The sequence below is a fragment of the Streptomyces sp. NPDC001443 genome (assembly GCF_053597355.1).
On the sequence record NZ_JBSFIA010000072.1, the window covers coordinates 1 to 26,011 of the forward strand.

The 26,011-nt window shown below is 68.0% G+C and carries 25 protein-coding genes and 3 pseudogenes; 12 read left to right on the top strand and 16 right to left on the bottom strand.

Translation table 11 applies throughout. The annotated features are described in order from the left end of the window. Nucleotides 1-110: 110 nt before the first annotated feature. Both ACWC24_RS40210 and ACWC24_RS40215 read left to right on the top strand, forming a co-directional pair. Nucleotides 111-305 (top strand): annotated as a pseudogene (locus ACWC24_RS40210) (IS5/IS1182 family transposase); the annotation flags it as partial. A gap of 899 nt (nt 306-1,204) precedes the next feature. Next, the gene (locus ACWC24_RS40215; protein ID WP_450667872.1) at nt 1,205-1,996 is read left to right on the top strand and encodes a YqjF family protein; all 792 of its coding nucleotides are present in this window, start codon (nt 1,205-1,207) and stop codon (nt 1,994-1,996) included. Nucleotides 1,997-2,398: 402 nt separating this feature from the next. Here ACWC24_RS40215 and ACWC24_RS40220 read toward each other — a convergent pair whose 3' ends face one another. The 7 genes and pseudogenes from ACWC24_RS40220 to ACWC24_RS40250 form a co-directional block, all read right to left on the bottom strand. After that, nucleotides 2,399-2,659 (bottom strand): hypothetical protein, encoded by a 261-nt coding sequence (locus ACWC24_RS40220; protein ID WP_450667873.1) that lies wholly within the window; start codon nt 2,657-2,659, stop codon nt 2,399-2,401. 307 nt (nt 2,660-2,966) lie between these two features. Beyond that, nucleotides 2,967-4,013 carry a MerR family transcriptional regulator gene (locus ACWC24_RS40225; RefSeq protein ID WP_450667874.1) on the bottom strand — a complete coding sequence of 349 codons (1,047 nt, stop codon included), beginning with the start codon at nt 4,011-4,013 and terminating at the stop codon, nt 2,967-2,969. Nucleotides 4,014-4,722: 709 nt separating this feature from the next. Further along, on the bottom strand, nt 4,723-5,598 hold the full coding sequence (locus ACWC24_RS40230) for a MurR/RpiR family transcriptional regulator (protein ID WP_450667875.1): 876 nt from the start codon (nt 5,596-5,598) through the stop codon (nt 4,723-4,725). Nucleotides 5,599-6,588: 990 nt separating this feature from the next. After that, nucleotides 6,589-7,800, bottom strand: coding sequence for an IS607 family element RNA-guided endonuclease TnpB (gene tnpB, locus ACWC24_RS40235; RefSeq protein WP_450667876.1), 1,212 nt, complete (start codon nt 7,798-7,800; stop codon nt 6,589-6,591). Beyond that, nucleotides 7,745-8,361, bottom strand: a pseudogene (locus ACWC24_RS40240) (IS607 family transposase). The gene tnpB and the pseudogene ACWC24_RS40240 overlap by 56 nt, the downstream one beginning before the upstream one ends. Nucleotides 8,362-8,393: 32 nt before the next feature. Further along, complete coding sequence (locus ACWC24_RS40245) at nt 8,394-8,819, bottom strand: VOC family protein (RefSeq protein ID WP_450667877.1); 426 nt, start codon at nt 8,817-8,819, stop codon at nt 8,394-8,396. A gap of 95 nt (nt 8,820-8,914) precedes the next feature. Further along, a complete protein-coding gene (locus ACWC24_RS40250; RefSeq protein ID WP_450667878.1) occupies nt 8,915-9,493 on the bottom strand; it encodes an RNA polymerase sigma factor in 579 nt (192 codons plus the stop codon). 271 nt (nt 9,494-9,764) lie between these two features. Here ACWC24_RS40250 and ACWC24_RS40255 point away from each other — a divergent pair, with 271 nt between their 5' ends. The 3 genes and pseudogenes from ACWC24_RS40255 to ACWC24_RS40265 all read left to right on the top strand — a co-directional run. Continuing rightward, nucleotides 9,765-10,706, top strand: coding sequence for a hypothetical protein (locus ACWC24_RS40255; protein ID WP_450667879.1), 942 nt, complete (start codon nt 9,765-9,767; stop codon nt 10,704-10,706). Nucleotides 10,707-10,900: 194 nt separating this feature from the next. Further along, complete coding sequence (locus ACWC24_RS40260) at nt 10,901-11,683, top strand: anti-sigma factor domain-containing protein (RefSeq protein ID WP_450667880.1); 783 nt, start codon at nt 10,901-10,903, stop codon at nt 11,681-11,683. Nucleotides 11,684-11,793: 110 nt separating this feature from the next. Continuing rightward, a pseudogene (locus ACWC24_RS40265) lies at nt 11,794-12,047 on the top strand (IS256 family transposase); the annotation flags it as partial. A gap of 297 nt (nt 12,048-12,344) precedes the next feature. Here ACWC24_RS40265 and ACWC24_RS40270 read toward each other — a convergent pair. From ACWC24_RS40270 to ACWC24_RS40305, 8 genes are all read right to left on the bottom strand, one after another. After that, nucleotides 12,345-12,647 carry an MMPL family transporter gene (locus ACWC24_RS40270; RefSeq protein ID WP_450667894.1) on the bottom strand — a complete coding sequence of 101 codons (303 nt, stop codon included), beginning with the start codon at nt 12,645-12,647 and terminating at the stop codon, nt 12,345-12,347. A 51-nt stretch (nt 12,648-12,698) separates the two neighbouring features. Beyond that, complete coding sequence (locus ACWC24_RS40275; RefSeq protein ID WP_450667881.1) at nt 12,699-13,571, bottom strand: IS3 family transposase; 873 nt, start codon at nt 13,569-13,571, stop codon at nt 12,699-12,701. Then, complete coding sequence (locus tag ACWC24_RS40280; RefSeq protein ID WP_450667882.1) at nt 13,568-13,876, bottom strand: transposase; 309 nt, start codon at nt 13,874-13,876, stop codon at nt 13,568-13,570. Before ACWC24_RS40280 ends, ACWC24_RS40275 begins: the two co-directional genes overlap by 4 nt. A gap of 253 nt (nt 13,877-14,129) precedes the next feature. Continuing rightward, nucleotides 14,130-14,438, bottom strand: a complete 309-nt coding sequence (locus ACWC24_RS40285; RefSeq protein ID WP_450667883.1) for a hypothetical protein — start codon at nt 14,436-14,438, stop codon at nt 14,130-14,132. Then, the gene (locus ACWC24_RS40290) at nt 14,438-14,710 is read right to left on the bottom strand and encodes a hypothetical protein (protein WP_450667884.1); all 273 of its coding nucleotides are present in this window, start codon (nt 14,708-14,710) and stop codon (nt 14,438-14,440) included. Before ACWC24_RS40290 ends, ACWC24_RS40285 begins: the two co-directional genes overlap by 1 nt. 237 nt (nt 14,711-14,947) lie before the next feature. Further along, nucleotides 14,948-15,100: a hypothetical protein gene (locus tag ACWC24_RS40295; RefSeq protein ID WP_450667885.1), complete on the bottom strand. Its 153-nt coding sequence runs from the start codon at nt 15,098-15,100 to the stop codon at nt 14,948-14,950. A gap of 54 nt (nt 15,101-15,154) precedes the next feature. Next, nucleotides 15,155-16,401 (bottom strand): IS3 family transposase gene (locus ACWC24_RS40300; RefSeq protein ID WP_450667886.1). Its coding sequence is split into 2 segments (ribosomal slippage): nt 15,155-16,062 and nt 16,062-16,401, totalling 1,248 coding nucleotides; the frame shifts between segments, so codons are not numbered across the junction. Between the two features lie 543 nt (nt 16,402-16,944). Further along, the gene (locus tag ACWC24_RS40305; RefSeq protein ID WP_450667887.1) at nt 16,945-17,070 is read right to left on the bottom strand and encodes a hypothetical protein; all 126 of its coding nucleotides are present in this window, start codon (nt 17,068-17,070) and stop codon (nt 16,945-16,947) included. Between the two features lie 594 nt (nt 17,071-17,664). Here ACWC24_RS40305 and ACWC24_RS40310 point away from each other — a divergent pair. The 7 genes from ACWC24_RS40310 to tpg all read left to right on the top strand — a co-directional run bounded on the left by ACWC24_RS40310 (nt 17,665) and on the right by tpg (nt 25,440). Next, nucleotides 17,665-18,891 carry an AAA family ATPase gene (locus tag ACWC24_RS40310; RefSeq protein ID WP_450667888.1) on the top strand — a complete coding sequence of 409 codons (1,227 nt, stop codon included), beginning with the start codon at nt 17,665-17,667 and terminating at the stop codon, nt 18,889-18,891. Between the two features lie 160 nt (nt 18,892-19,051). Next, complete coding sequence (locus tag ACWC24_RS40315; RefSeq protein ID WP_450667895.1) at nt 19,052-20,665, top strand: Mu transposase C-terminal domain-containing protein; 1,614 nt, start codon at nt 19,052-19,054, stop codon at nt 20,663-20,665. After that, the gene (locus ACWC24_RS40320) at nt 20,662-21,414 is read left to right on the top strand and encodes an AAA family ATPase (protein ID WP_450667889.1); all 753 of its coding nucleotides are present in this window, start codon (nt 20,662-20,664) and stop codon (nt 21,412-21,414) included. The genes ACWC24_RS40315 and ACWC24_RS40320 overlap by 4 nt, the downstream gene beginning before the upstream one ends. 81 nt (nt 21,415-21,495) lie before the next feature. Beyond that, a complete protein-coding gene (locus ACWC24_RS40325; protein WP_450667890.1) occupies nt 21,496-22,128 on the top strand; it encodes a hypothetical protein in 633 nt (210 codons plus the stop codon). A 111-nt stretch (nt 22,129-22,239) separates the two neighbouring features. Continuing rightward, complete coding sequence (locus ACWC24_RS40330) at nt 22,240-22,623, top strand: hypothetical protein (RefSeq protein ID WP_450667891.1); 384 nt, start codon at nt 22,240-22,242, stop codon at nt 22,621-22,623. 18 nt (nt 22,624-22,641) lie between these two features. Beyond that, nucleotides 22,642-24,864 (top strand): telomere-associated protein Tap, encoded by a 2,223-nt coding sequence (gene tap, locus ACWC24_RS40335; RefSeq protein ID WP_450667892.1) that lies wholly within the window; start codon nt 22,642-22,644, stop codon nt 24,862-24,864. An 18-nt stretch (nt 24,865-24,882) separates the two neighbouring features. Next, on the top strand, nt 24,883-25,440 hold the full coding sequence (gene tpg / locus ACWC24_RS40340; RefSeq protein WP_450667896.1) for a telomere-protecting terminal protein Tpg: 558 nt from the start codon (nt 24,883-24,885) through the stop codon (nt 25,438-25,440). 196 nt (nt 25,441-25,636) lie between these two features. Here tpg and ACWC24_RS40345 read toward each other — a convergent pair. Beyond that, a partial coding sequence (locus ACWC24_RS40345) for a proprotein convertase P-domain-containing protein (RefSeq protein WP_450667893.1) occupies nt 25,637-26,011 on the bottom strand: 375 nt, incomplete at its 5' end.

The following is a 26,011-nucleotide window of genomic DNA, read 5'->3' on the forward strand; positions in this document are numbered from 1 at the left end:
CTTCACCACCGAGCCGGACGAACCCGAACCGCAGATCACCCCACAACCGGAACCGAAACAGCTGCCGTGACTACACCACCCCACGGGACATGACCAACCAGCAAGGGCACCGGCTGCGACGGGGCAGCCGGTGCGGCCGGCCACCGGCCTTCGACCGGGAGGCATACAAGCGACGAAACACCGTCGAGCGGTGCATCAACCGCCTGAAGCAGTGGCGCGGCATCGCCACCCGCTATGAGAAGACCGCGACCATATACCTCGCCGGACTCCACATGGCGGGCATCTTCCTCTGGTCAGCACGCTGATCCAAACGAAAGCGACTAACTTCCTGCACGTTGCCGATGCTGGCGTCGGGCGCGTACCAACGCCTTATGCGGGCCGTCGCCTCCTGCTCGGAGGGCCAGATACGTGCCCCATTCACATTCAGTCAGGTCTTCACCGTCGGGGTCGAGCACGCGAACCAAGTTGGTGAAGGGGCTCACCTGAAGCGTCGACGAGTCCGGGGCGTTCCCGTCCCAGCTGATGTACAAGAGCCAGCAACGATCGGAGGGCTGCACGTCGATCTCAGGCTGGAGCCCCAAGTCAAGCAGAGTGGTCCGAGCTTGCCCCAGGAGCCGTTCAAGCCGACTCGCTGATGATGCGTCCACCGGCGCAGTTTACTTGGTCAAACCGCCACCGCCCTGGCCACATTCCATTTTGTTGGCGCACTCCACAACGCTCTCGCTGATCCAAACGACAGGCCCTAGCGATGAGCGTGCCGCCGATCAGGGCCGCCTTCTCGCCCTGCTCGACGACCCTCATCAGGGTGCGGTCCAACGCGGCGCATGAGTGGCGAGCAGGGCGTCAGCGAAGAGCCCGGAGAAGATGACCCTCTGGCGTCGCAGGTGAACAGGGCCTATTGACGGGCACGACATCGCTCAGGGCAGGGAGTCAGGCGGGCGGTGCAACCGTCCCGCCGACTTCAGCCGAATGATCCACGTGTCGAGGCAGGTCGCCGCCGGGCCCCCAGACCGACGAGGTCCGGTCGGCCGTCGGAAGGGATGCACGATGAGGGGTTGCATCAAAGGGCTGGAGAGGCAGATGCCTGAGCCGTGCGGCCCGGGGGGACGCGTTGCCGCGCTGGTACTTGCTGTACTGATCCGTGCTCGTTCCGCATCGATTCAACGGCGAGCAGAGGTTCTTCGTTTTGGTCCTGGAGCCCCGGATGACTGACTTCCAGGGGATGCGGCCCGGGGCCCGGCACATCCGTCGCGCAGAGCCGCTCACCCCTCTGCCGCCCCACCGCCTTCGCCATGTTCTGTTCGACCAGTTCTGGCGCGATCTGGTTTTCCTGCACTGGGAGATCGACCCCTTCGAGGCCGCCCGCTACCTGCCAACCGGAACAGTCCCTGACCTGCATCACGGGCGCACGTATGCAGGCCTCGTCTTCTTTCACATGGAGGATCTTGCTCTCGGACACGGACCGCCGCTGCCCTACCTGGGCACGTTCAACGAGGTCAACGTGCGCTTGTACAGCAAGGATGCAAGTGGGCGCCGAGGCGTCGTGTTCCTGTCGCTGGACTGCGATCGGCTGCTGCCAGTTCTGGCCGCACGCTCGGGCTTCGGGCTGCCCTATCGCTGGTCGCGTGTTTCCCGTCAGTGGTACGGGCGCCGTCTGCTGTACCGCACGCGGGGCCGTGGACCCGACGGGCCCGGCAGCCATGTGTGGCTCCAGGTCTCGGACGACGTCGTCACGCCCAGGCCCCTGGACAAATTTTTGGCCTATCGCTGGGGTCTGCACGGACGGAGGCTGACACGGTCGTACTACATGCCGGTCGCGCACCCGATGTGGACCTTCAAGCGCTGCGATCCCTTCGATTGGGATGTCGCCCCGCTGCAGTCCGCGGGGATCACTCCGCTGCGAGCCGAGCCGGACAGCGTCCTGTTCGCCCCCGGTGTCCCGGTGCGGTTCGGCTCTCCCGTCTCCCTGACGACATCGCCCAGCCGCAGGCGGTGACCGGGAGGCGCTCCTCTGCAGCGCTCAAAGGATCTGGGCCGGTCCTGTCGAGGCTGTCAGCCGGCCAGAGGCACGGCCCGGGACGCGGCTGCCCAGCGTGTCCTGCCACGGCTTCACACAGGACCCGATGGTGGGCCGTCCGGCTGCTCGACGCGCCACTGGTAGCACTGCGCAGAAAGCCCGCCCGGGAATCGGGCGGGCTTTCGGCACCAGCGCAGCATCTCGCAAAGTGATCACACGCTTTGCGAAGGACGCAGCGCCCGGGAGGCAGCCGACAACGGTCACGGACAGGCACGCTCAGGTGTTCACGGATACCGTCGTCCGGTTGTCGGCGTGGCTCCCGGAGACCGGCCCTTGCGCAGGAAAGGTCCTGCCGGGCAGGGACAGCGACTTGCTCGTGGTCTACATCTCGTGAGGGCCGCCGTTTGATGACGCGGCGGTTTGGGCCTTGGGTGTGTCCTCGTACTGCGCCAAGGCGAGACCCAGGCCGAAGAAGGTGGGGGCCCACTCGCCGACGAAGATGCCCCATCGGTCGGCGCGTTCCAGACTCTCGTTCCTGTTGGAGGCGAGCCAGGACGCGAGCGAGAGGCCGATCGAGGCGGTGGCGGCAAGGTAGGCATGCTCGCTCTTGAGGCCGGCTTCGTGCAGCTTCTTGACGATCATGGATACTCCTCGGGCTGTAGGAGAGGTCAATCCCGATGCCGAAAATGAGACATAACGGGACGTAGTGCACTTACATGTTCGGTCCGAGAGAGCCCCTTGGATGCCCTTCGACAAAATCTTCCCAACATGCATCCGGCGACGAGCCACGCACAGAAGCACAGATCGCAGGGGATACCGGCTCTCGTTGTGATCCGAAGCTGAAGCGGGAGCTGGTCCGGGCGCCGCCCTGATCTGTGTCAATCGGGACGGCGTCCGGTTTGTCTGCTGCTCCCGCTCTGCGTGCCGCTGGGAGCACCCGGGGTTCGACTCAGTTCGAGTGCTGATGGCTCTGCTCGGAGGATGGCACTGCGTCGGCGTCGAGGCGGCTCGCAGAGCCGATCGCCCTCACTGCGTCGCCCAAGCCGTGCGGACGCACGAGTTCAGGCTCAGTGCGCAAACCCCATCCCGGCCCGCAGAGAAGCACACGGCTGCAGATGCGGGCACCGTTGATGCCCCAGCGGACGGCCGCGATGTGACGGGCCAGCGGAACGTCGGCGGTGGTGCGGGTCTGTGACCACAGAGCCACACAGGCGGGGTTGATCCGCAACACGGTGGCCTCAATGGCTTCAATCGGGACGCTGCTGCCGAGCATCAGAACGCGCTGTCCGCGTTCCGCCAGCGCGGCTGACAAAGCTTCCAGGGGCAGAGTGTGCTGCTCGCCGGGCAAGCAGGCCAGCAGTGCCGGGCGTGTATCCGCAGGCCGCCTCTGGAGGGTGAAGTCAGCGTAAGCATGGCGCAGCGCCGTCGAGATGTGCCAAGACAAAAAATGCTCTATCTCTACATACTGATCTTCGGAGGATTTCCACTTACGCCCTGCTGCCCGCAGGGCGGGGCTCAGCACCTCTTCCCAGGACGGGACCAGGCCGTAGGACTTGATGGCATCCGTGACCTGCTCATGTACTGCCTCGGCGTTCATCCGAGCCGCTGCACGGGCCAGGCCACGAAGCCGCCGTCGGGCCTCCGCCGTGCCAGGGGCCGATCCCGCCGGGCTTGCCGCCGGTCCGGGAAACGGCTTGCCGGCGGGCGCCGGCGGGCGGTAGGGCGCCCGGCGCGGGGCATGTCCCGCCGCGTGGGCCTTAGCCGCGCGTGCCGCTTCGGCGGGAGGTATACCGTCCGCGGTGAGACGGCACATCTCGTCCACCATCGCGACGTCCTCGACGGTCCAGCGTCGGTGGCGGCCACTGATTCTCGTCGCCGGCCCGAGTCCATAGCGTCGGTCCCAGGAGCGCAGGGTGGTGGGGGAGATGCCGAGTTTCCGGGCGAGTGCACCGGTCGTCACACTCGCACCGGTGGTGCTGTCGTCCTGGAATTTCATTGTCTGCCTCCCCTCGGCAAGTGGAAGCGCCCGCCTGCGGGGCACGCCGCATCTTCTCCGTCGGAGAGCAGTACGGATGCATGATCCCGAAAAGCCGCAAAAAGATTTTAAAATTTACAGCTAAAACATTTTTGCATTATTTAGTATCATTATGTGACCCTTCGACCCCTGGGGTGACAGGGCTGATCAAGTTGGATCGCCTTCGCGCCCGCATCCCGTCGGGCAACAGGCAGCCTGTCGGCGGTTGCTGTTGCGTGAGTGCAATTGGGCAGCGCTCCATCAGGGCGGGAGAGTTCGTTCGGTAACTGGTCGCACAAGGCGGCCAGTTCTCCAGTCGATACCGATGCCTTCTGCTCGACCGCCAATCCAGACGGAACCCCACCTCCCTGACGCGATGGCTGTGTGCTCGCCTCCGTCCCGCGCACAGAAGGCCGAGACCGCCACTGCCTCCGAGGCCGGCCCTGACTTCGACATCAAGATCACCAAGCCGCCCCACTCCGCCACCTGAACAAGCGATGACGGCTCCCGCAACCAGAGGCGCAACGGAATGCGGATCACCAACTCAGCGCACTGCGGCTGAGGCCGCGGCGGGCGCGGAGCTCGAGGAGCCAGGTGTCGGGCGTACACGTCGGCCTATCCGACATCCCACTCGGCGCCGAGCGAACCAGTGGGCGAGCGCGTCGGCCCGCTCCGCGCCGTGCGCCTCAGTTCACAGCAGCCCGGTGCGCCGGGCAGTGCTCTCTGCGTCCTTCATGCGCTGGTGCGCATCGGAACCGAGCCGGTCGAGCACTGACGAGATCAGCGTCTCGATGACTGCGAGTGTCGGGGTGAGGCTGTCGTAGGCAGAGCCGGAGGTGACCTGGCTGATCAGGACGACGTCGGCGTGCGCCGAGGCGGGGGAGAGCCAGGGGTCTGTGAAGACGATGACTTTCCCGCCCCGTTCGCGGGCGAGTTCGGCGATGAGCGTGATGTCGTCCTCGTAGCGCCGGTAGTCGAAGAGTACGGTCACGTCGCGGCGCGCTAGTTGGGTGAGGAACGATGTCCTTTCCACGTCTTTGTCCGGGAGGAAGGCGACCTGATCGCGGATCTGCATCAGATGCAGACCGAGATAGTTTGCCAGCAGGTGCGTGAACCGGCCGCCGGCCAGGTGGACGCGGCGCCGCGGATCACTGAGCAGTTCGGCGGCAGTGTCCAACTCGTGCGAGGACACCTCGTGGAAGGTCTTGGACAAGGCCTGCTGCAGCAGTGTCAGGCGAGGTTTCATCTGCGCGTCGTGGTCCATTGCCGCGTCCGGCACGTCGGCCTGCATCGACTCCGCCGACTCGTACAGGGTGATGGGCGATGCGTTGCGGGCGTCGAGCTCCGCGCGAAGCGCCGCCTGCAGGTCCGGAAATCCGCGATATCCCAGCCGGGACGCACAGCGAAGGACGGTGGGAGTGGAGACAGCCGCCCTCTCGGCGATCGTAGCGACTGTTTCGAACACGGCGGCTGGGTAACCGGCCAGCAGCACGCGGGCGACCTTGCGTTCGGCGGGACTGAGATCGCCCAGCCGGCTGCGGATCTCGTCGGCCAGTGTGCCACTCATAGTGCGGTCCTCCCTGGATGCGCGCTCTCTACGACATGGTGAAAGGACGGTCGGCGCGCGATGCGCCGACGGCATCACGCCTGTCGCCAGGGCGACCGCAGCGCCCGACGATCTCCGGGCGCCCGGCGTCCTGCCGGTCACGAGACAGTACAGGATTCACCTGCTGCTCAAGCAAATGTACCGCCTGTTACAGCCGTGGAGGGAGGCCTCGTCGATGCCGAGCCATCCGAGGACAGGCGAGGGCGTGCCTTGCTGAGCGAGCAGCCGCCCGTTCACTGCGGCTGTGTCCCGAGAGGGGCCATCCCACAGACCGGACAGCATCGGTCCGCGTCGCCTCATGCTGCCCGAAAGACGGGCTGCGCTCGAAACTCCACGGCGCCCAAGTGCAGGCATTGCGGGAAACTGCACTGCCATGCCTCGGACAGTGGCTCCCTCCGAGGGCGCCCCATCATACTTACGTCACCTGCGCAGCGGTATCTGCTGGCCACATGCCACTGCCCGGACCGGCGGGAGCCGAACGCCGTTCAGTAACTGGCTCTCGACCATGGCAGCCATCGACGTGGGGAACTGGGCCCGCACTGCCAAGCCTCACCGCGCACAAAGCGGCGGACGCCGTCATGACCAGCGGTTCGCCGCCGGGCGAAGAGCACGGGTTCTTGGCCGCCGCGCCGTGCAGGACAAGCGTGATCTCTGTTCGGCCATCGTCGACCGTCGCGCCGTGACAGCCGGGATGCCGAGACCGTCCCACCAGCAGCCCGGCGCCCTCTACCTCGCCTGCTGCTGAGACCTGACCAGGGTTCCGATTCCCCGGCTGCTCGGCCGGCCGTTCACCGCGATGGCAAGTCACGCCAGGAGTGGTCTCGAAGCATCTCCCGCGCAGACGGCACGCGAACCTGCCCCGGCCGATACCGCCCAGGACATGCTCACCGTTGCTGAGTTCGTAGTCAGGTCTCAGCATTCCGGGCATTTCGGCCCGGAAGGTCCGTCTCGTCACCAGAGCGTCAGGGGCGCGGCTTGAGTACGGTCCCCCGTTTCCTCCTGCTGCTGGTGCGGCAGGTTTGCGCCACATGCCCGCCCACTCGTGACCTTGCGGCTGCGGGTGGTGGTGCGGGTCTTACGATCGGCTCCGCGAGGCTTCAACACCCGCTCGGGGGTGTCCTGGTCTCCGGCCACTCCGGTACCAGTCATGCAGACTGCCGCGAGGGCGGCGAGGTTGCGTGCAGCGTTGTCGTCCCGGTCGGTGACCAGGTGGCAGGTGTTGCACTTGTAGGTCCGGATGTGCAGCGGCAGCTTGGCTTTCACCGTGCCGCACCCGGAGCAGGTCTTGGAGGAGGGGTACCAGCGGTCGGCGACCACGAGGCGGCTGGCGTGGCGCTGGCGGGTTTTGTAGTGCAGCTGGCGGCGGATCTCGCCGAATCCGGCGTCGGCGATGCGCCGGGCCAGGCGCCTTTTGCGAAGCATGCCGGCGACGTTGAGGTCCTCGACCACGACCGTGCCGTACTCGGCGGCCACCGTGGTGGTGAGCTTGTGCAAGGCGTTGGCGCGGAGGTTGGCCACCCGGTGATGCACGCGGTTGCGGGCCGTGTTGGCTTTCTCCCACCGCTTCGACGGCTTACGCCCGGTCCTGCGGTCGGGTCCCTGGCGGCGGGACACGGTCCGGGAAGCGCGGCGCAGCTGTCTTCGGGCCCGGTCGTAGTGCCTCGGGTTGGGGACGGTGCGGATCTCGCCGGTGCTGTCGGCCATGACGGCGAGGGTCTTCAAGCCCAGGTCGATGCCGACCGCCACGTCCGGCCGCGTCACGCGCCGGATGTCCTGCTTCACCTCGGCCTGGAAGGAGACAAACCAGCGTCCGCGTTCGTGGTGCACGGTCGCGGACAGGATTTGCGCCGTCCCCGCCTGGACATAGGCCAGGAGTTTCGCCGTGGGCTCGTGAGTGCGGATCGTGCCCAGCCGGGGCAGTGTGACATGCCGGCCATCGCGCTCGACTCGGATGGTGCCGGTGGTGAACCGGCAGGCCAGACGCGCCTTCCGCTTCGACTTGAACCGGGGCGCACCCACACGCTGGCCGCGCCGCCTGCCGTTCTTCGACTTCGCGTAGTTGTCGAACGCGGCTGATGCGTTCGCCAGACCGGTGGAGTACGCCTCCTTAGCAAACCGGAACGCCTGCACCACAAACCCGGACTGCGGCCGGAACTTCTTCACCGACGGCCTCGCCCTCGGCGGTCGCCTCGGCCACCGCCCGGGCCGCACGGTCCTTCGCCGCCCGTTGTCCGTCCAAGCAGGCGCACAGCGATGTCAGCACCTCGGTGATATCCCTACGAGGTCGTCAGCGGTCTCGCCGGGGTCGAGGACGACCAGATGCCGCCCGGACGCGGACAGCACGGCATCGAGGTACTCGACCCCGAACCGGGCCAGCCGGTGCCGGGACCCGGCCACAATCGCCGCGGTCTGCGGGTCGGACAACACACCGTGCAGCTTGCGGAGCCGCCCGTCCAGCCCTGAACCGACCTCGGCGACGACCAGGCCCCGCCCGTTCGCACCGGCCCCCCGGGCAACCTGCCGATCAAGGTCAGCCTTCCGACCGGCGGACGACACGCGGCAGTACGCCACCACACGCCCGGACGCCTGGACAGCGACCTCATCGACCAGCCACGTCCCGGACGGCGCCTGACGGACCGGGACCGGCATCTCCCCGTCTTTCACCCACCACCAGGCCGTCTGGCAACCCACACCCTGCTGACGCGCCCACTCCGGCAGCTTCACGAAGCCAACATATCGAGATACGCGACTACAGATTACTGTGAGTGACTAAAACCTGGAGCAGCGTTTACTCCCGGCCGGTAGCTCCCGAAGCTCCACTCGCGACCTTCCGGGTCGAGAACCCGAGCACGCCGACTGCCCCACTCGGTGTCTTCCGGAGGAAGTACCGTGCGCCCGCCCGATTGCACGGCCCGGTCGAAGAGCTCGTCCACGTCCGATGACGCCAGGTAAACCCAACAGCCGGTCGAGGCGCCGTGCAGGGGCGGAACAACATAGGCGGCATCCGAGCTCGCTACCATCACCACCGCATTGCCAAGCCGCAGCTCAGCATGCAGGACGCGACCGGCGTCGTCGTCTTGCCGCGTCGAGGCGACGAAACCGAGTGCCTCGAGCCAGGCCATGGCCCGCGGAGCATCCTGATAGCTCAGATATGTGTGGAGGGACGTCTCCTCGATCTGCATCTCAGCTCCTGACGGTCGTGGCCGCGACGTGCGATCGACGGGTTCTGACCAACCCGGCCGGGCAGAAAGGAAGGCTGCACGTTCAACGGGAAGCGTTAGCCGAGCGGCTCCATCACACGGCGCAGAGCGTGCAAGCCCCTTCTGATGTGACTCTTGACCGTACCCAAAGGCAGACCGGTCTGCTCGGCGATCTGCACCTGAGTCATGTCCCCGTAGATGGCCATACCCAGCAGACGTCGCTGCACTGGCGTCAGGCTCTCGAACTTCCCCAGTACCAACACCCGGTTGACGGCGGCCTCGCTCTCGTCACCCCACTGCCGGATCCGTTCCTGCTGGGCGGCGGACGCCCTCTCGATCTCCGCTCGCCGGGCCCGGGCTGCGTGAGCGTCGGCAATGACATGGCGGGCAATGCCGACGAGCCAGCCGGCCAGCGCACCACGCTCCGGCTGGTATCTTGCGCGTGCTCGCCAGGCGGCCAGGAACACCTGCTGTGTGACGTCCTCGGCGTCCTGCGAGTGGTTGAGGGAGCGCCGGGCGAGTGTGAAGACAAGAGCTCCCCAACGCTGGTAAGCCTCAGCCAGAGCGGGCTCTTCTCCGGCGCAGAAGCGGCGGGCAAGACCGGCGTCTTCACCGGTCTCCTCATGCGGGGGCGCCAGGGCGGGCTCATCGGCCAAACCCGAAGGCCGATGATACGTGCCCTGCGTGGAGGCGCCCAACGGTATCCCGGGCCGAGTAGTAGCCATGATTTGCTCCCGGATCGAGGAACATCGTTGGAATAACGTCCCTCAAAACGCTGCGCGACCGCAATTCGCATCGTTAATGCATCGAAATAGTCGCCTCCCTGAGGCGCAACATCCGATCCGCAACGATCTGCATCCTTCATTCCGGCATCAAAGGAAGACTCTCTGTACTCGCTCGCACGAAGTGAGCGAGTAGGAGGGACGCGTGGCTATGAACACGATGGTTTCGGCGGACGCCGCCCTCGTCGGCTCCGACCACGCTGTCGTTGACCTCGCCGGCGTCGCCCTGAATGGGGAAACCACCGGCATGCTCTACGTCGTGGGCAGCGACGGTGACGAGGACCTCGTGCTGAAGGTGCGGGCGCCGATCGCCATGCGCTCTGCGCCGTCGGGCATGAGCACGGAAATACCGCAGATAGGCAACAACCCCACTACATCGATCGCTCGCGCGTGCAGCTCTGCTCTGCTTACGCTCGGCGCAGCCCACTCGCCGCTTGCCCCGTGGTGCTGGGCAGTCGTGCCTGACATCGACGCGACTTCACGCTTCTCGCGGTGCATGGATGCGGCATTGCCTGAGCTGCCAGCCCCCTCCACAGCCGCGGTGCTGGCTGTGACAACCGTGATTGACGGCTTCCTGCCGGCTTCGTACCTCGACGCCCGGCCACCCGACCCTTCCTTGCTGCGACTCACCGCGGTAAGGCCAAACACAGCATCGCCGGCCCCGACGTCCGGCGTTCCCGCCCACTGGGGGAGCGGACCGGCTGCCGTCTCGGTGTGTGTCGAGATCGAGTTCGGCCCAAGCACCGGTATCGAACCGGTTGGCGTCTCTGAGGGCGGCAGTGCCGACCTACCCCACGCCCCGGGCCGTGCTGGTCTGTACCGCTACGGCCCACCCCTGGCAGAATGCTCCGCTCGCCCGGAATGCATCAGCGCAGTCGCCGGCTTGATAGCCGTGCGCGTGGGCGACGAAGCGATCGTGCAACGTGCCGTCATCCGCACCTGGAACTTGTCAATTGCCCGCCCTGCAAAGGTCGACAAGGATCACCTGCTTGCTTCAGCCTTCGTCAGGGCCGGTGAGCTGGTTCTCGCCCTGATCACCTGCGCCCTCCCTGCGACTGTGACGGCGGCGGTAATCAGTGCAACCTGAACGTGACCGTGGTGACAGGCGCAGACCGAAGACGGGGTTTGCTGCCAGAGAGAGCCACGCCTTGCTTACGCTGCTGCCTGTGCTTGAATCGCACAGCTCTAAGGCTGGGCTGCTGCGGTTGGCTGCCGACCTCGCACCGGATGAAGTGAGTGCGCTCGATGCAGCGTTCAACCGCTGTGTGGCGGAGGGGGAGCATGGCTGAGCATCTGGATGCCTACGAAATCATTAGGTTCGCGCTTGACCACGATGCCTTCCCCACCGCGCAGCAGCGTGAGCATCTCTATCGATGCGCGCAGTGCCGCCAGGAGCTCGAGCAGCTTCGTGCAGTGGTCCGCTGCGCGCGGGCAGCGTCGACCGACGACATCGTCACTGCACCGCCTGAGTCGGTGTGGCGCGCCATAGCTGCCGAACTGGACCTGGCATCGGGCTCCGAGCCGGAAGCCAAGAGACGGTTATCCCGGGAGCCTGAAGACAAGCCCGAGACAGGAGGTGAGTCGGTGCCGCGCCGGAATGTCCTCTTCCACGACCGCACCTGGCTGAGCCGTCCATCCCTGCTGGTTGCCATCCTGAGTCTCCTGATGGGGGCAGCGCTGGGAAGCGTAGTCACACGATGGCAGTTTGACGGCGAGTCACCGAACGCCGACATGAGCCGAACAACCCGCCTATCCTCTCTTGCAGTCCCGGATGCCACCGGAACAGTGCGCCTTCTGCAAGGCCCCGAAGCCAGTCAGAAAGTCATGGTGGCTGTCGAGGGTCTGCCGAAAACGGACGGATACTACGAGGTTTGGCTCATGGACAGAAGCCACAAGAAGCTCATAGCCATGGGCGCACTCGGGCGCAACGGCACAGCCGTACTCCCGATCCCTGAGGGAATTGACCTCTCGGGGTACCCCTTGCTTGACGTCTCCGCACAGGCGGACAACGGCAATCCTGCCCATTCGGGTGAGAGCGTAGTGCGCGGCAGCCTGCCTGGCTGAACAGCCGCGTGAGCCTCGCGACTGGCTCGGTTCGGGTGCCTCAAAGGGAGTGGTGCTCAGCACCGGTGGATTTGCGTCGGGAAGGGCGTCAAGGGCGTTCCTTCCCGAGTGATCGCGCTGAACTGCTGGCGTTCTACGGTTTCCCCATCGAGCGCTGGGTTTCCGCCTGTGGACCACGGATCCGGTCGAGTCGACCTTCGCCGTCGTCCGGCTACGCACGAAGGTCACCAAGGGCGCCGACGTCCGCGAGGCAGCCCTGGTTATGGCCTTCACGCTCGTGGAGCCTGTCCAGGTCTGCTGGAGGGCCGTGAAAGTGCCGTACCTGGTTGTGCTCGTGAGGGCCGGAGCCCGCTTCGAACGCGGCCAGCCCACTTCCGGGCGCGTCACGCGTTCGAGGTCGCTTTCGGCCTCGGCCTGGGAGGAGACGAACCAGCGGCCGTGTTCGAGCGCACGGTTGCGGACCGGATCCGCTCCGCGGCGGCCTGGACAAGGGCGAGGAGCTCGTCGGCGGGGACTCCGCAGAGGCCGAGCGGCTGGCGATTCCTCGTTGAACAGCAAACCGTCACCCGGCCTCTGTGCGCAGCCCGGGTGACGGTGAAGTGCGGCGTCGCACGACTGAAGGCATGACGAATCCTCTGCACAGCTTGGAGTGGCTTGGACCCTATCTGGCCGTTGAGGTTGGTGCGGTCTCGGGGCGCCCTGGCCACCAGAAGCGGTTGCCCGCGAGGAGTACCAGCGCAGGGACGAGAACGGTGCGGACGAGCAGAGTGTCGAGCAGGACTCCGATTCCGACGATGACGCCGATCTGGGTCAGAGCGATGAGAGGGAGGACTCCGAGAACGGCGAAGACAGCGGCGAGGAGGGTTCCGGCACTGGTGATGACGCCGCCGGTGGATGCCAGTGCTCGCAGGATGGCGTCGCGGGTGCGATGGCCGGCGACGGTGTCTTCTCTGGTGCGCGCGATGAGGGAAAAAGTGAGCTTGCTCCGCTTTGACGGACACCATTGGCGTGGTGGTCAGGTTGTGCGTGCGGTTTCGTATTCGGCGGGGCTGCGATAGCCGAGGCTGCTGTGCAGACGGTGCAAGTTGTACCAGCCCTCGATGAAATCGAAGATCGCGGTGCGGGCGGCGGCCCGGCTGGGCCAGACGGTGGTGTCGAGCAACTCCCGTTTGATCGTGGCGAAGAACGACTCGGCGAGTGCGTTGTCCCAGCACTGCCCGGTGCGGCCAACCGACAGACGGACTCCCAACCGGCCTGCCAAGAGGGCAAGTTGCTGGCTGGTGTATTGACAGCCGCGGTCCGAGTGGAAGATCACCGGGCTGGCGGGGCGACGCTGTCGGCAGGCGGCCGTGAGGGCATCGGCGACCAGATCGGTCCGCAGATGATCAGCCGTCGCCCAGCCCACCACCCGGCGCGACGCAATGTCGATGACGGTCGCCAGATAGAGCCAGCCCTCCGCGGTGGCGATGTAGGTGATATCGCCGCACCAGCGGGTGTCCAGCGAGCTGGGGTCGGGCTGGAAGTCCCGGACGACGAGATCAGGCCGCACGGCAGCTCGCGGATCGGGGATCGTCGTCAGGTGCCGTCGTCTGCGGTGTCGGCCCTGCAGGCCGGCAGCCCGCATCAGCCGTGCGACACGGCGCCGGCCGCACCCGGTGCCCCGCCTCTTGAGTTCGGCATGGATGCGCGGGGCACCGTAGGTTCCCCGCGATCGCAGATGAACATCGTTGATCTGCCTGGCCAGCTCGGCGTCACGCACTGCCCGCGGGCCGGGCATGCCGGAACAGCGGGCGTAGAAGGCGGCCCGGGAGACCTTCAGCAGCTCACACGCTCGTTTAACGCTGTGACCTGCACGCTTCTCCGCCTCGATGAACGGGTGCACCGTCACCGGGTCTCCTTCGCGAAGAAAGCCGTGGCCCGCTTGAGGACCTCGACGTCCTCGCGCAGGCGGCGGTTCTCCCGCCGCAGCGCGGCCAGTTCCTCGCGTTCGCTGCTGGTCAGGCCGTCCCGCTCGCCCGCGTCGACCTCGGCCTGTTTCACCCAGTCACGCACCGCGGTCTCGGTCAGATCGAAGTCCTTGGCAATCTGACCGACCGAACGGTCACCGTGCCGGCACAACTCGACGATCTCGGCCTTGAACTCCGGCGTGAACGATCGGCGAGGGCGAGGCTTCTTCTTCCCCATGCTCTCCATGATGGACATCCTCCCGGGGCAGAACCCCTGATCTCGGATGTCCGTCAAAGCGGATCAAGCCCAGTCCGCGACCAGGCCGGCTGACCGGGCACGCGGAGCACGAACTCGGCCCCTCAGCTGGTCGGTGAGAGGCTGCGGGGCCGAGGGGCTGTCCCGGCTGCTGTTCTGAACCGGATCTACCCTGCCGCCAGATCCCCTCACAGTCCCGCCGCTACACGCCGCTGCGGCGTGTGCCGCCGAACGGCGAGAGCGTTCATGCAGGCGCAACCCAGATCAGGTCACAGATCCTGATCTGCTGTTGTTCCGGATAGACGCTGTAGTTGAAAAAGACGGGATCGTTGGGCACGGGGAGGCTATACCAGGTGACACCGCGAATCATCATGGGCAGGCCTGGAGGCGGGTTAGCGGATTCCACTGCGCTGCCTACTTCCAGCGCCAGGGCCCGGAGAAACCGGACGATGTTGTCGTGGAGGTCGGCGTAGCCCGCATCACGCATCTGTCTGAGTACCTTGGAGGCGGTCACCTGGGTGACCGCCGTCCAGCCTGTCGAAGCCGGCTGCATCAGTCGTCCGCCTCCGGGAGTTCGACGAGTCCTACCGCGGCGGCAGTGTCATCGAGGCGTTGATCCCGGTCGGGCACCGCCTCGAACATGGCCTCAAGCCACCATGTGCTCATCACCGTATCCAGGGCGTCGCCTTGCTTGGCGTGCGTCACGGCGGCGTGAAACTCTTCACGTCGCACGAGGGGCAGGGCGTCATTGATAGCGGCGATGGTGCGGGGAATCGCCGTCACGCAGGGATCGCCGTGCGATGGAGCAGCTCCATTGGCGTTCACTCGAATTCCGCGTCCTTTCGGCTCGAATGGTCCGGTGGCCACGCTACGCGGGCAGAACACGTCGGCGGGTCGAAACGGATCATGTCGCTCCCGGTTTCGTTTTGGCCAAAGCTTGTGTCCGGTGCTCGCTCTGTCGGCAGGATCGCGCAGCCGAAGGCCCGGTCCTGCGCGGCGTTGGCCGCCATCACCGGATGAGCGTGTCGCTGCGGGCGGTTCGGCGTGCACACCGGTCGCCTGTCATGCGCAGCCGAGGATCCCCACCAGCACCGCGGCCGTCACGGTGAACACCGCGATCGGCAGCATGACCACACGCAGGCGCAGCGGCGGGGCATCCTGCCCGGACACCGCCTCGGGCGGTGCATGCTGCTGGTCATTCTCTGCGCGGAACAAGGCATGGCACCAGCAACAGGGCCTTCCCCCGTGATGGTGGACACGCTTCGTTGATCACGCGGCGAGCGTGAGCTTAGCCGCGTGGTGTCGGCGTTCGTATTCGTTGGGGCTGAACTGACCGTTGGCGGAGTGCCGACGGCGGGTGTTGTAGCGGGTCAGCCAGGCGAAGACCTTGTTCCTGCAGGTGAGCGGGTCGCCGTAGTCGCGGGCGCCCTGAAGCGTCTCGCGTTTGAGGGACGCGTGGAAACTCTCGCAGGCCGCGTTGTCCGCGCTGCTGCCGACCGCGCCCATTGACCGGGTGACCTCGAGCTGGTCGCAGAGGTCGGCGAAGACCCTGGAGCCGTATTGGGCCCCGTGATCGGAGTGGAACACGGAGCCCTCCAGGCCGCCGCGGTTGCGAGCGGCCATCCGCAACGCGTCGGCAACCAGGCCGGTGCGCATGTGGTCGGCAATCGACCAGCCGACGGCCTTGCGGCTGAAGCAGTCCAGCACCGTCGCGAGATAGAGGAACTCACCGTTCGCCAGGGGCAGGTAAGTGATGTCGCCCATGTATTTCCGGCCCGGTTCGACGGCGGTGAAGTCCCGCTGGAACAGGTCCGCAACCTGGGAGGCGGCCGGGTCCGAGATGGTGGTGCGGACGCGTCTGCGCAGACGGATGCCGGTGATGGAGAAGGTTCGCATGACGCGGGCGACCCGCTTCTCGTTGACGTGCAGGCCCGTCTCCTTCAGCTCCGCGGTCACCCGCGGAGAGCCGTAGGCGCCGCCGGAGTCCGCGTGAACCTCACGGATTCTCGCCGCCAGGCGCCGGTCGGCCCACTGTCGGGCCGTCCTGGCGTCGCAGCCGGCCAGCCGCTTGTAGTAGCTGGACCTGTTCACCTCCAGGACCTCGCAGAGCCGCTTCACGCCGAAGGCGTCCCGGTGGTCGTCGACGAACTGGAAGCGGCTCCTCACCAGTTCGTCTCTCCGGCGAAATACTTGGCCGCCTTGCGGAGTATGTCCCGCTCGGTCGCCAGCTTGCGCTCACTCGCCTCGAGCTCGGCCACCCTGGCCTCGAGCTGCCTGATCCTCTCGTCCGGTTCCGAGGACGGCGTCGCCTGCGAGGCGCGGGCCGCCCTCCCGGTGTCCCGGGCAGCGTCCGGACCGACGCCGCGGCGCTCGCGGTCTCGCAGCACCCAGTTGCGCAGACTGCCCCTGCTGATACCCAGGTCGGCGGCGATTCCCTTGTAGGTCGCCCCGGGCGTGGACTCGAACAGGGCCACCGCATCAGCCCTGAACTCATCCGAGTAATCCTTCATCGCCATCGGCGGTCTTCTCGCTTCCTCCGGAGGAAGCAGATCCAGTATCAGCGTGTCCACCACTCAGGGGGAGGTCCCACAATCGCCCTCAGCACTGTCCGGCTGGTAAGCATCGGTAAGCCGCTCGAACACCACATCGCCCTCATCCCTGGTACAACGCGCATGCCGCGCCAACAACGCCGGGCAGCAACGAGCACCGTCATGCCGCTGCCACAAAACTGTGATCGCCACCCAGGCAGAGGCCGCTGGCATCCGGTGTTCCCGCTGCTCGGAGGGGCCATCTGGTCACTGGCGGACGCGGAAAGGAGACGCCGCCACAGGCTTTTCACGCGCTCTCAAGCGCGCGGGTTGACTCGCAGGGGCGCTGCCGCTGCCGTAGGCGGCGCGGCGAGAGTCCCCGGCAAGGAGCGGTTCGACGCCGAGTTCGCCAAGGTGATCAAGGGGCAGCGACATCGCTCCGCGCGCTCCCCGGCAGCGGTGCGCGACGGCCGCGAAGCGGCTGACCAAAGCCAGTGCCCGCAAGCTCATTACGGCCTTGGTCGGCCACTACTAGTCCGGCTCGTCGCCCCCGTCGTCGTCCTCGTCCAGCTCGGGCGCGTCCAGGTCGCGCAGGGGGCGCAGGGGGCGCAGGGCGACGGTGCCGGACGCCTGCCGCCGTCGGGGCCAGTGGCGCAAAAGCCGGAACCGGAGGAACCGGAGGAGGGCGGCGGCATGACGGGATTCCCTTGCGTGCCAACGGTCTGGACGACGAACTACCCCGCACGCTCCACGAAGCACAGACTGCCGACCGCCGTAGCGAGGCAGCCATCGGGCAGCGGCCGGATCAGAGAACCTCAACGCCTTTGTGTGCATGCCGCGGCGCGCGCTGCGCCGTTTTTGCTGCGCCGGACCGCCGACCCTGCTACGACTTGACCGGAACAGGGGAGGAGGGCCATGTCGGAGTACCAGCACTACCAGTTTGCGATGTGCCGGTTTGGTGTCGGTGGGTTGGTGTCAGTGACGGTATGTCAGGTCGGGGTGTTTGTGCTGCTGGTGGGTGTTGAGCGTGGGGGAGTCGCTGGCGTGGGGCGGTGTATGCGAGGGCCACGGCTGGCGTGGGGCGGTACACCCCACTCCGCTCCGCTGTCTTGAGAACGGCACTTCTGATCCTTCCGAGGACTGCGCGGAGGCACGGTGGTCGGTGACGGTTTCCGCGGGCGGAAGGGTGTGGGGGTGGGGGAGCCGGGCGCGTGGGGTGAGGTCACCGCGGGGCTGAGGGTGTCCAGGCCGGTGCTGGTTGCGCGGCTGCTGGAGCTCGATGCGGCCGGGGCGTTGACGACGGCGCACGTGCGTGCGGGCGCCCAGGTCAGCGGGGTAAATGCGCGCACGGTGTGGCGTTGGTTGGAGGCTGCGCGGGCGGAGGGCCGCACGGAGCGCAGGCCGCGGGCCCGGCTGGAGCTGTCCGACCAGGCGTGGGAGGTGCTGGCGCAGGCGGGCGGGAATGTGGCGGCGCTGCACCGGCATCTGAAGGAGGCCGACGGCGAGGTGCCCTCGCTGGCGTCGTTGCACCGGGTGGTGCGCCGGGACCTTCAGGCTGGAAGGGTCCTGCCGGACCGGGCGGTGGTGCGGCGGGAGCGGGATGAGCAGCAGACGCGGCATGCGCTGGCTGACCTCGCCCTGACCGGGTCGTGTGAGGCAAGCGCGGCGAAGACGTCTGCGCCACCGCGACCGAGTCTCGTACCAGAGGCGACCGGGGACTTCCCGGTGGGGGAGAGCGGTGCGCCGGCGGGTGTGGCGTTGCCAGCGGGAGCCAAGCTGGTGCGGACGTCGTCGGTGCGGGCGGTGGCCGAGGCGGTAGGCCAGGCGATCGCGACGGAGGGCGCAGTGTGCGTGTTCGGTGACGCGGGCCGGGGCAAGACCGCCGCCGTGCGGATGGTGCTTGACGGATTTCCTCCGGGCTGGAAGGTGACGTGGGTGCCGGTGCCGGTGCGCCCGTCGGTGGCTGGCATGAGGCGGGCGGTGTTCGACGCACTGGCGTTGTCGGGCCGCTTCCCGCACACGTCGGCGCTGGCCGACGCCGCGGTCGCGGGGGCTCTGGGTGAGGCCCGGGTGCTGGTGGTCGATGAGGCGCAGCGCCTTTCTGTGCCGTGTCTGGAGTACTTGCAGAGCCTGTGGGACCACCCGGGTACGCGGATCACGCTGGTGCTGTGCGGGGCGGGCAGCGAACGGTCACTGGCCCGGCTGCCGCAGATGGCCTCGCGCATCGGCGCGTGGCAGGAGGTTCCACGCCTTGCCGCAGCGGAAGCAGCGGCCGCGATGGTCGGCTTTCATCCGCTGTGGCGCACCGTCCCGGCCCCGGAACTGAGGTGGATCGACCGGTCATGCGCGCACGGCACGTTCCGCAGGTGGGCTGCTTTGACCGCGCATCTGCAGAACGCGCTGCTCACCACCGCTGATGTATCCGTCGACCGGTCTTTGTTGGGGCGGCTGTTTAAGCGGGTCGCGCCGCCGCTGTGAGCGGAGGGTTCCTGCAACGGGCAGGGGCTCACATGCTCACGGTCCCGGCGAACACACGACGTCCCACCGCGCGAGGGGAGCTGGCATGGAGGACGGTGACGCGGTCCGCGCAGGCGGTGGACTGCCTGCGGCGTCGAGGACGGCACTGCGCGGTCCGGCCGTGCGGCGGCTGCTCGCACTACGGGCAGGGAAGAAGCTGACAGCAGGGCACGTACGAGTGGCGGCGGACGCGCTGGGGGTGTCGGAGCGCACGGTGTGGCGCTGGCTGGCCGCTGCTCAGAGCGATGTGACCGCAGCTGCCTATCCCGGTGCACGCTCCCGAGTCGATGCGAGGTTCACGATCACGCCCGAGGTCCGTGGGCTGCTGGCGCTGTGGAAGGGGAACGTGCGGGCGGTTCACCGTGAGCTGGTGCTGCGTGCCGCTCGGCAGTCCCCGCCCGCAGACGTGCCGTCGCTGACGACGCTGCACCGGGCGATCCGCCGTGATCTGATGCCGGGGGAGCGGGCCGGGCTCGCGGGTGGGGAGCAGGCGGCACGTAAGCACGATGTGTTCCTGGCAAGGCCGCGCCCCTGGCGTAACAAGGTGTGGGAGACCGACCACGTCCAGGCGGCGGTGCTGGTCGACGTCGAGGGCGAGGCCCGCAGACCGTGGATCACCTGGTTCACCGACTGCGCGACGAACGCGATCATCGGTGTCGCGGTCACGCCGGGGGATCCGTCGCGGGAGTCGGTGCTGGCTGCGCTGCGTTCCGCCGTGTTGCGTGAGGATCCCTACGGTCCGTTCGGCGGTCTGCCAGAGAAGGTGCGGGTGGACCGCGGCAAGGACTTCCTGTCGAGGACGGTGACCGCCGCTTTCGATCTGTTGGACGTCGCCGTGGAGGATCTGCCCGCCTACACCCCGCACCTCAAGGGCACGGTGGAGGGCCTGAACCGGGCGGTGGAGAGCATGTTCCTGGCCGCGCTGCCCGGCTACGTGCGCCAGCCGCGCCCCGGCAAACGGGCTTCCCGGCCGAAGGACGAAGTGCTGCTCGGCTTCGAGGACTTCACCGCCCGACTGCTGGACTGGACGTTCTGGTGGAACACCGAGCACCGTCCCACGCCGTTGCGGGGCAGGACCCCGCTTCAGGCGTGGCAGGACGATCCCACCCCGCTGCGGGACGTGCCCGCCTCGGATCTGTGGACGTTCACCCTGGAGGACGCCGGCACCCGCACGCTGACCACCCGCGGCATCCGCTTCAGGAGACGTGATTACGTGGGGGCGTGGATGACCGGACGGGCCGGGATCCAGGTCCGCGTCCGTTTCATGCCTCACCACGACCACCGGATCGAGGTCTATCACGCGGGCACCGGCCGCTACCTGGGGTCTGCGGACCTGGCCGACCAGGCCACCGGTGAACAGATCAGCGCCGTACGGCGGGCGCGGGCCGCCCGCTCCCGCCGTCTGAGGAAGGATCTGGAGGCTTCCCGGCGCGAGCGCTACGCTGCCGTGAACCAGCCCGCCGCCCCTCAGCGGCTCGGCGCGCTGACCACCGCGCAGGCGGAGGCCGAACTCGCCCGGTCCGCCGGTACCGACCTGTCGGATCTGGCGCTGCGGGACCTCGTCCCACCCGCTGCGCCTCCGGCTGGGTGGCGCACCCCTGCTTCCCTGGCCGCGCTGACCACACCGGGTCTGCCCGTCCCCGTGCCGTCCGGCCGTGATTCTGCCTTGGTCCAGCCCGGCCCGGACGGGCAGACCGCACAGCCCACCGCCGACGAAGAAGGAGACACCCTGTGACCGCGGCCTCCTACCAGTACGTCGGCCTGCCGGACGCGTCCGTGGTCACCACCCGCGCCCTGCTCACCGCGCGGGAGAACATCACCGACACGGTCGCGGCCCGCGCGATGATGTGTATCCACGGCGGGGCCGGCTTCGGCAAGACCCTGGCCGTCAACATGTGCCTGCGCGAACTCGAACCTGCCGAGGATGTCCGCCGGCTCGCTTTCCGTGCCCGGCCTACCGCCCGGGCGGTGCGCTACGAACTGTTCACCGCGCTCGACCTGCCCGGGGCACCGCCGCGCCACCCCAGTGAGTTCGACCGGCTGCTGAGGACGGCCCTGGCCGAGCGCCCCCGTACCTTCCTCGTGGACGAGGCTCAGTGGCTCAACGGGGAGGCGTTTGAGTACTTCCGCTACCTGTGGGACGACCTCTCGACCCACCTCGCGGTCATCTTCGTCGGTGGCGAGGGCTGCCACACGGTGCTGCGCCGCGAGCCCATGCTGGCATCGCGGATCTTCATCTGGCAGCACTTCACCCGCCTCACCCCCGGCGAGGTCAGGGAGACGATCCCGCTGTTCCACCCGGTGTGGGCCGACGCCGACCCCGATGACATCGCCTTCGCCGACCAGCATGCCGCCCACGGCAACTTCCGTGACTGGGCCCGCCTCACGGCCCACGTGCGCCTGGCGCTGTCGCGTACGGGCCGGCCACGGGTGGACCGGGAGGTCCTGCGCTGGGCGTTCGGCCGGCTGGGCAGCTGTGCCTGATGCCCGCTTGGACGCGGCCCGTGGCTCATCGCCCGTGCACGGGAGTACCGGTGGAATACGAGGAGGAGGCGGAGGACTGCGGTGGGTCTGCTGGATCCGATCAATGCGCTTGGTGAGATCGCCGTGGACGTGCTGGCGTGCGGTCCGGCTGCCTCCCGGCGCTGCCCGCCCCGCAAGACGCTGCGCACGGCGGGTCGTTCGCCCTTCACCGTGGTCGTGGACCGCGAAGACGATGTGCGCTTCACCCGCACGGTGCTGGCCGCCCACCATCCGGCGGCGGGACGGGTCGCCATCCACCCCACTGTTGGCGGGGGTGGTCGGCTGCTGTGGCACGACGTCCTGCACGCGGTGGCCGACGGCGGTCCCCTGCGAGCCCCGTCCTGCGCGGCCCGCGGCAACGCACCGGCGCAGGAGCGCTCAGCATGCGCCGCACTGAAGGCCGGGGCGGTACGCCGGCTGACCGTTTTGCGGGCGCACCGTATCGGATGGGGCGTCTGGGCGGACCTGGTGGCCCTGCATCGCACCACCGGCACGGACGTGACCGTCGTGCACCACGCCGAACTGTCGGCAGACCTGGTGCATCTGCTGCGCCACTGCGACCACCGCATCCTCACCACTCACGCCGCCGTGCGGGCGCTGCACCCTCCTGCGGGGACATCGGGGCAGTCCCGGGCGGGGGAGGGGCACCGGTGTTCTCCCGCTTCGGATGGGTGACCGCTGAAAGGCCGCAGTACAGCCTTCGTACCGTGCTCACCGTCCGGCTCTGTCTGGGTCAACTGAACAATGAATCGTTGTTTCATTGCTTGCGGGCGGTAGGGTGAGGGTATGCCACGTGATTCCCGTCAGCAGGCCCGTGACCGCCTGTCCGCGCTGGCCCCCGCGTTCGGGGACGACACCACGGCCGCGCGCCGTGTCGAGCAGGATGCATCGCTCGTGGGGCGCCTGCTGGCGGCCGCCGGTGAGCAGAGCAACGACGGGCAGCAACCGGGCGTGGTCCCGGACGACGTGGGAGCGGCTCTGGGCCTGTTCGAGGATATGCGCGAGGAGTTGGACCGGCTGGAGACCCAGGTGGTCATCGAGGCGCGGCGCCGCGGCATGGACTGGCGGCAGATCGCCGCCCATCAGGGTCTGAACTCTTCCCAGGCAGCCTCTCAGCGCTATCAGCGGCTGATGACACGCCTCGAAGAGATCCGCCAGGGCGTCCGGTAGCAGCAGGAAGAAACGCAGATGACGCATCAGCCCGACGAGTTGTTCTCGGCCGTTGACTCCCTCCTTGCCGCGGTCGACGGCGGCACCGTGCTGCCCGCTCCTACGGAGCGGGTGCGGTTGCGGGAGGCGGCCGGTCTGACCCCGGCTGCCGTCGCCCAGGCGCTGGGTGTGCGCGTACCGAGCATCACCGCGTGGGAGGCGGGCCGGGCCGAACCGAAGGGGGAGCGCCTGGAGGCCTACCGCAGACTGCTCGAGGGGCTTGCCCACCGATACCCGCCGCCCGCCTCGCCTTCCGGCACCGATCCCGGCTCCCCGCCCTCCCCGCAAGCCGCACCCGCGTCCGCAACCTCACGCTCCGGACCGGCAGGCACAGACCCGCAAACCCCGCCAGTCACCGCGAAGCCGGACGTCCCGCAGCGCTCCGGTCAGGCTGCCCGCCCAGCCAGGAACCGGACACCGCTGTCCCGGAGACCGGATGCGAAGGCGGCCGGTACCCCGGCGGGCGGCGCCGATCCGCAGTTCGAGAACGGGCCGCTGGCGGTCGTCGATGTCGAGGACGGGCATGTGCTGGCGTACTGCACCGGCGGCCTGATCCTAGACGTGCCCGCCAAGTCCCTGCCGTCCCTGGTGGACTGGACACTGAAAGAGGCGAAGCTTGGCCAGCCGAGGCTGTCCGGCCCCGGCAAGGACGGCGACCCGCTGCTCGTCCTCACCGAGGCCGCCCTGGAGCGCTACGATCTGCCCGTCACCCTCGCCGACGACGAGCGCCTCGCGGGTCGGATCCCGGAGAGCCACAAGGTCGTCAAGCAGCTGGTGCGCGCCGAGTGGCAGCTGACCAAGCGCGGGTTCGGGCCGTGGGCGCGGATCTACCGTCCTGCGAAAGGCTCGGACCGCCAGTGCGTGCAGCTGTGCATTCCGTCCTGGCACGCCCTGGACACCCGGCACTGGGGCGCGGCCGGACAGCTGGCGCCGGCCGAACTCGCCCGCGTCCTGGGCGCGTTCGCGTCCCGGGTGATGACACCACGCGGATCCACCGCCGTGACCGGCCTGGAACTGATGACCGCGCTGCACCCGCCGACCAGGGCCTCCGACCCGGACGCCGACGGCAAGCGCCACTCCGAGCACAATCCCGGCAGCCTGGGCAGGGATCCGGTCGATCCGGCGCCGTGCGAAGCCCCCGACGGGCACCCCCTCCTCAAGGACCTGCCCCGCTTCCACGTCCGTGGACCGGCGGAGAAGCTGTTCGAGGAGGCGTACGACTGGGCGCGGCCGCTCACCGACGCCGAATGCATGCAGCGGCACCTGGTCGGCATCGACGTCAACATGGCCTTCGCCGCCGGCGCCAACGGCCTGACCGTCGGCCTCGGCGCGCCCACACACGTCACGGCGCCCGTGTTCGACGCGAAGCTGCCCGGATCGTGGCTGGTTGACCTCAGCCATGTGGACCTGTCCCGGGTGAGGGTCGGCAAGGACAAGTGGGCAGACCTGGACGTGGCGTTGCTGCCCAGCCCGTTCACGCCGAAAGGCGACCGGCCCGAGGGCCCGGCCTGGTACGCGACACCGACCGTCGCCTACGCGGCGGAGCTCGGCTACGACGTCACGCCGGTCGAGGCCTATGTGCGGTACGAGAACGGCCGCTACCTGGACGGCTGGTACAACCGGCTGCGCGATGCCTACCTCGCCACGATGGCCGACCTCGGCGTCCACGCCGACCTCGCCCCGGCCGACTTCCTGGCGGCGATGGACGGCTACAAGGACCGGGATCCGGAGCTGGGAATCGTCGTCTCGGCCATCAAGGCGACGGTGAAGGGCGGGCTGGGCAAACTGCGTGAGCGCCCGCGGGGGGAGGGCTGGCGGCCGGGCGAGCCGTGGCGGGCGCTGTCGCGTCCGACGTGGCGGCCGGACATCCGCGCGGCGGTCATCTCCCGCACCCGGATCAACCTGCACCGCAAGATCGTCAAGCATGCGGCGTTCACCGGCCAGTACCCGGTCGCGGTCCTGTCCGACTGCGTCGTCTACGCGGCCGGCGGCGAGAGCCCGCTGGACTTCCTGCCCTACCGGGACGGCAAGCCGCTACCCGGCGGTTTTAAGCTCGGCGTCAATCCCGGCCTGGTCAAGCACGAGGGCACCCAGTCCGTCCTGTGGGGCGAGGAGGTCCGCGAACGGTTCAACGCGCCGGAGCTCAACCTCGCCCGGTACATCAAGGACGGCACCGTCACCGACGCCGACAGCGGCGAATAGGAAAAGGCGACGATGACGATGAGCATGTTCGGGGACGGCCTGGACGCCGCAGTCCAGAGGGCGTTCACCCGCCCGGCGCCCAAGACCGCGCCCGCGCAGATGCGCTACCTGGTCAAGCAGTTGGGCGGCACCAGGGCGGTCGCCCAGATGCTGAGGATCTCCCAGCGCACCGTCGAGCGGTACGTCAAAGACCAGATCAAAAAGCCCCGCCCGGATCTTGCCGCACGCCTGGAACGTGAGGTGAAGGCCCGCTGGCAGCCACAGATCCGGGCCAGGGCCCGCAAGAAGGCGGCGACCACCGGCGGCATCGTCATCGACACCCGCGCCCGCCTCGGCTACACCGCCCCGATCGGGTCAACCGACCAGGACCGCATCCGCCACCTCACCGTCGCCCTCCCGCCGCAGTACGCCGCCCGCCTCTTCGACGCCCAGCAGGCCGGCGCCAGCGATCAAGAGCTCAGGGAAATCGCCGCCGAGGCGCTCAGGGAGGTCTACTTCCAGGACGGTGGCCGGCGCGCTGGAAGCCTGGAGGAGGTCCGTTTCACGGATGTCGAGCACCTGGAGTTCGAGCTGTAGCAGCTATGTCTGGAACAGCCCGCGCCCCTCGATGGGGTCCGGCTGAGCGGAGTTCGTGTCTGAGTTGGCGAACGCGGCCGGGCCCGTCACCGTGACGAGATCCGCCGCCTGAAGAGCGCCGCGTTCGCGTACCTGGACCACCGCACGCCCGCCAGGTCCTCCAGGTCGTGCGCTGGAGGGCCTGGCGGGCTCTGCGTTAGAAGGTCAGGTTCCAGGCGTCGATCCTGCCTGTGTCGGAGGCGGCGTTGTCGTTGACGCGCAGCGTCCAGGTGCCGTTCGCGACTTCCGAGGAGGCGTTTACGGTGTAGGTCTGGGCGATGTTGTCGGCGCTGGCGCCGGTGTGGTTGTGCAGCGTGTAGACGGTGCCGTCCGGCGCCACCAGGTCGACCTTCAGGTCACCGATGTAGGTGTGCTTGATGTCCACACCCACCTTGAGGGTGGCCGGGGCGTTGCCGGTCACGCCGGTTATGGCGATCGGGCTCTCCACGGTCGCGTTGTCGTTGATGGCGAAGTCCGCGAGGTTTTCGAAGTACGTACCGGGCGGCGGGGTGGTCCCAACAGCCTTGAGGGC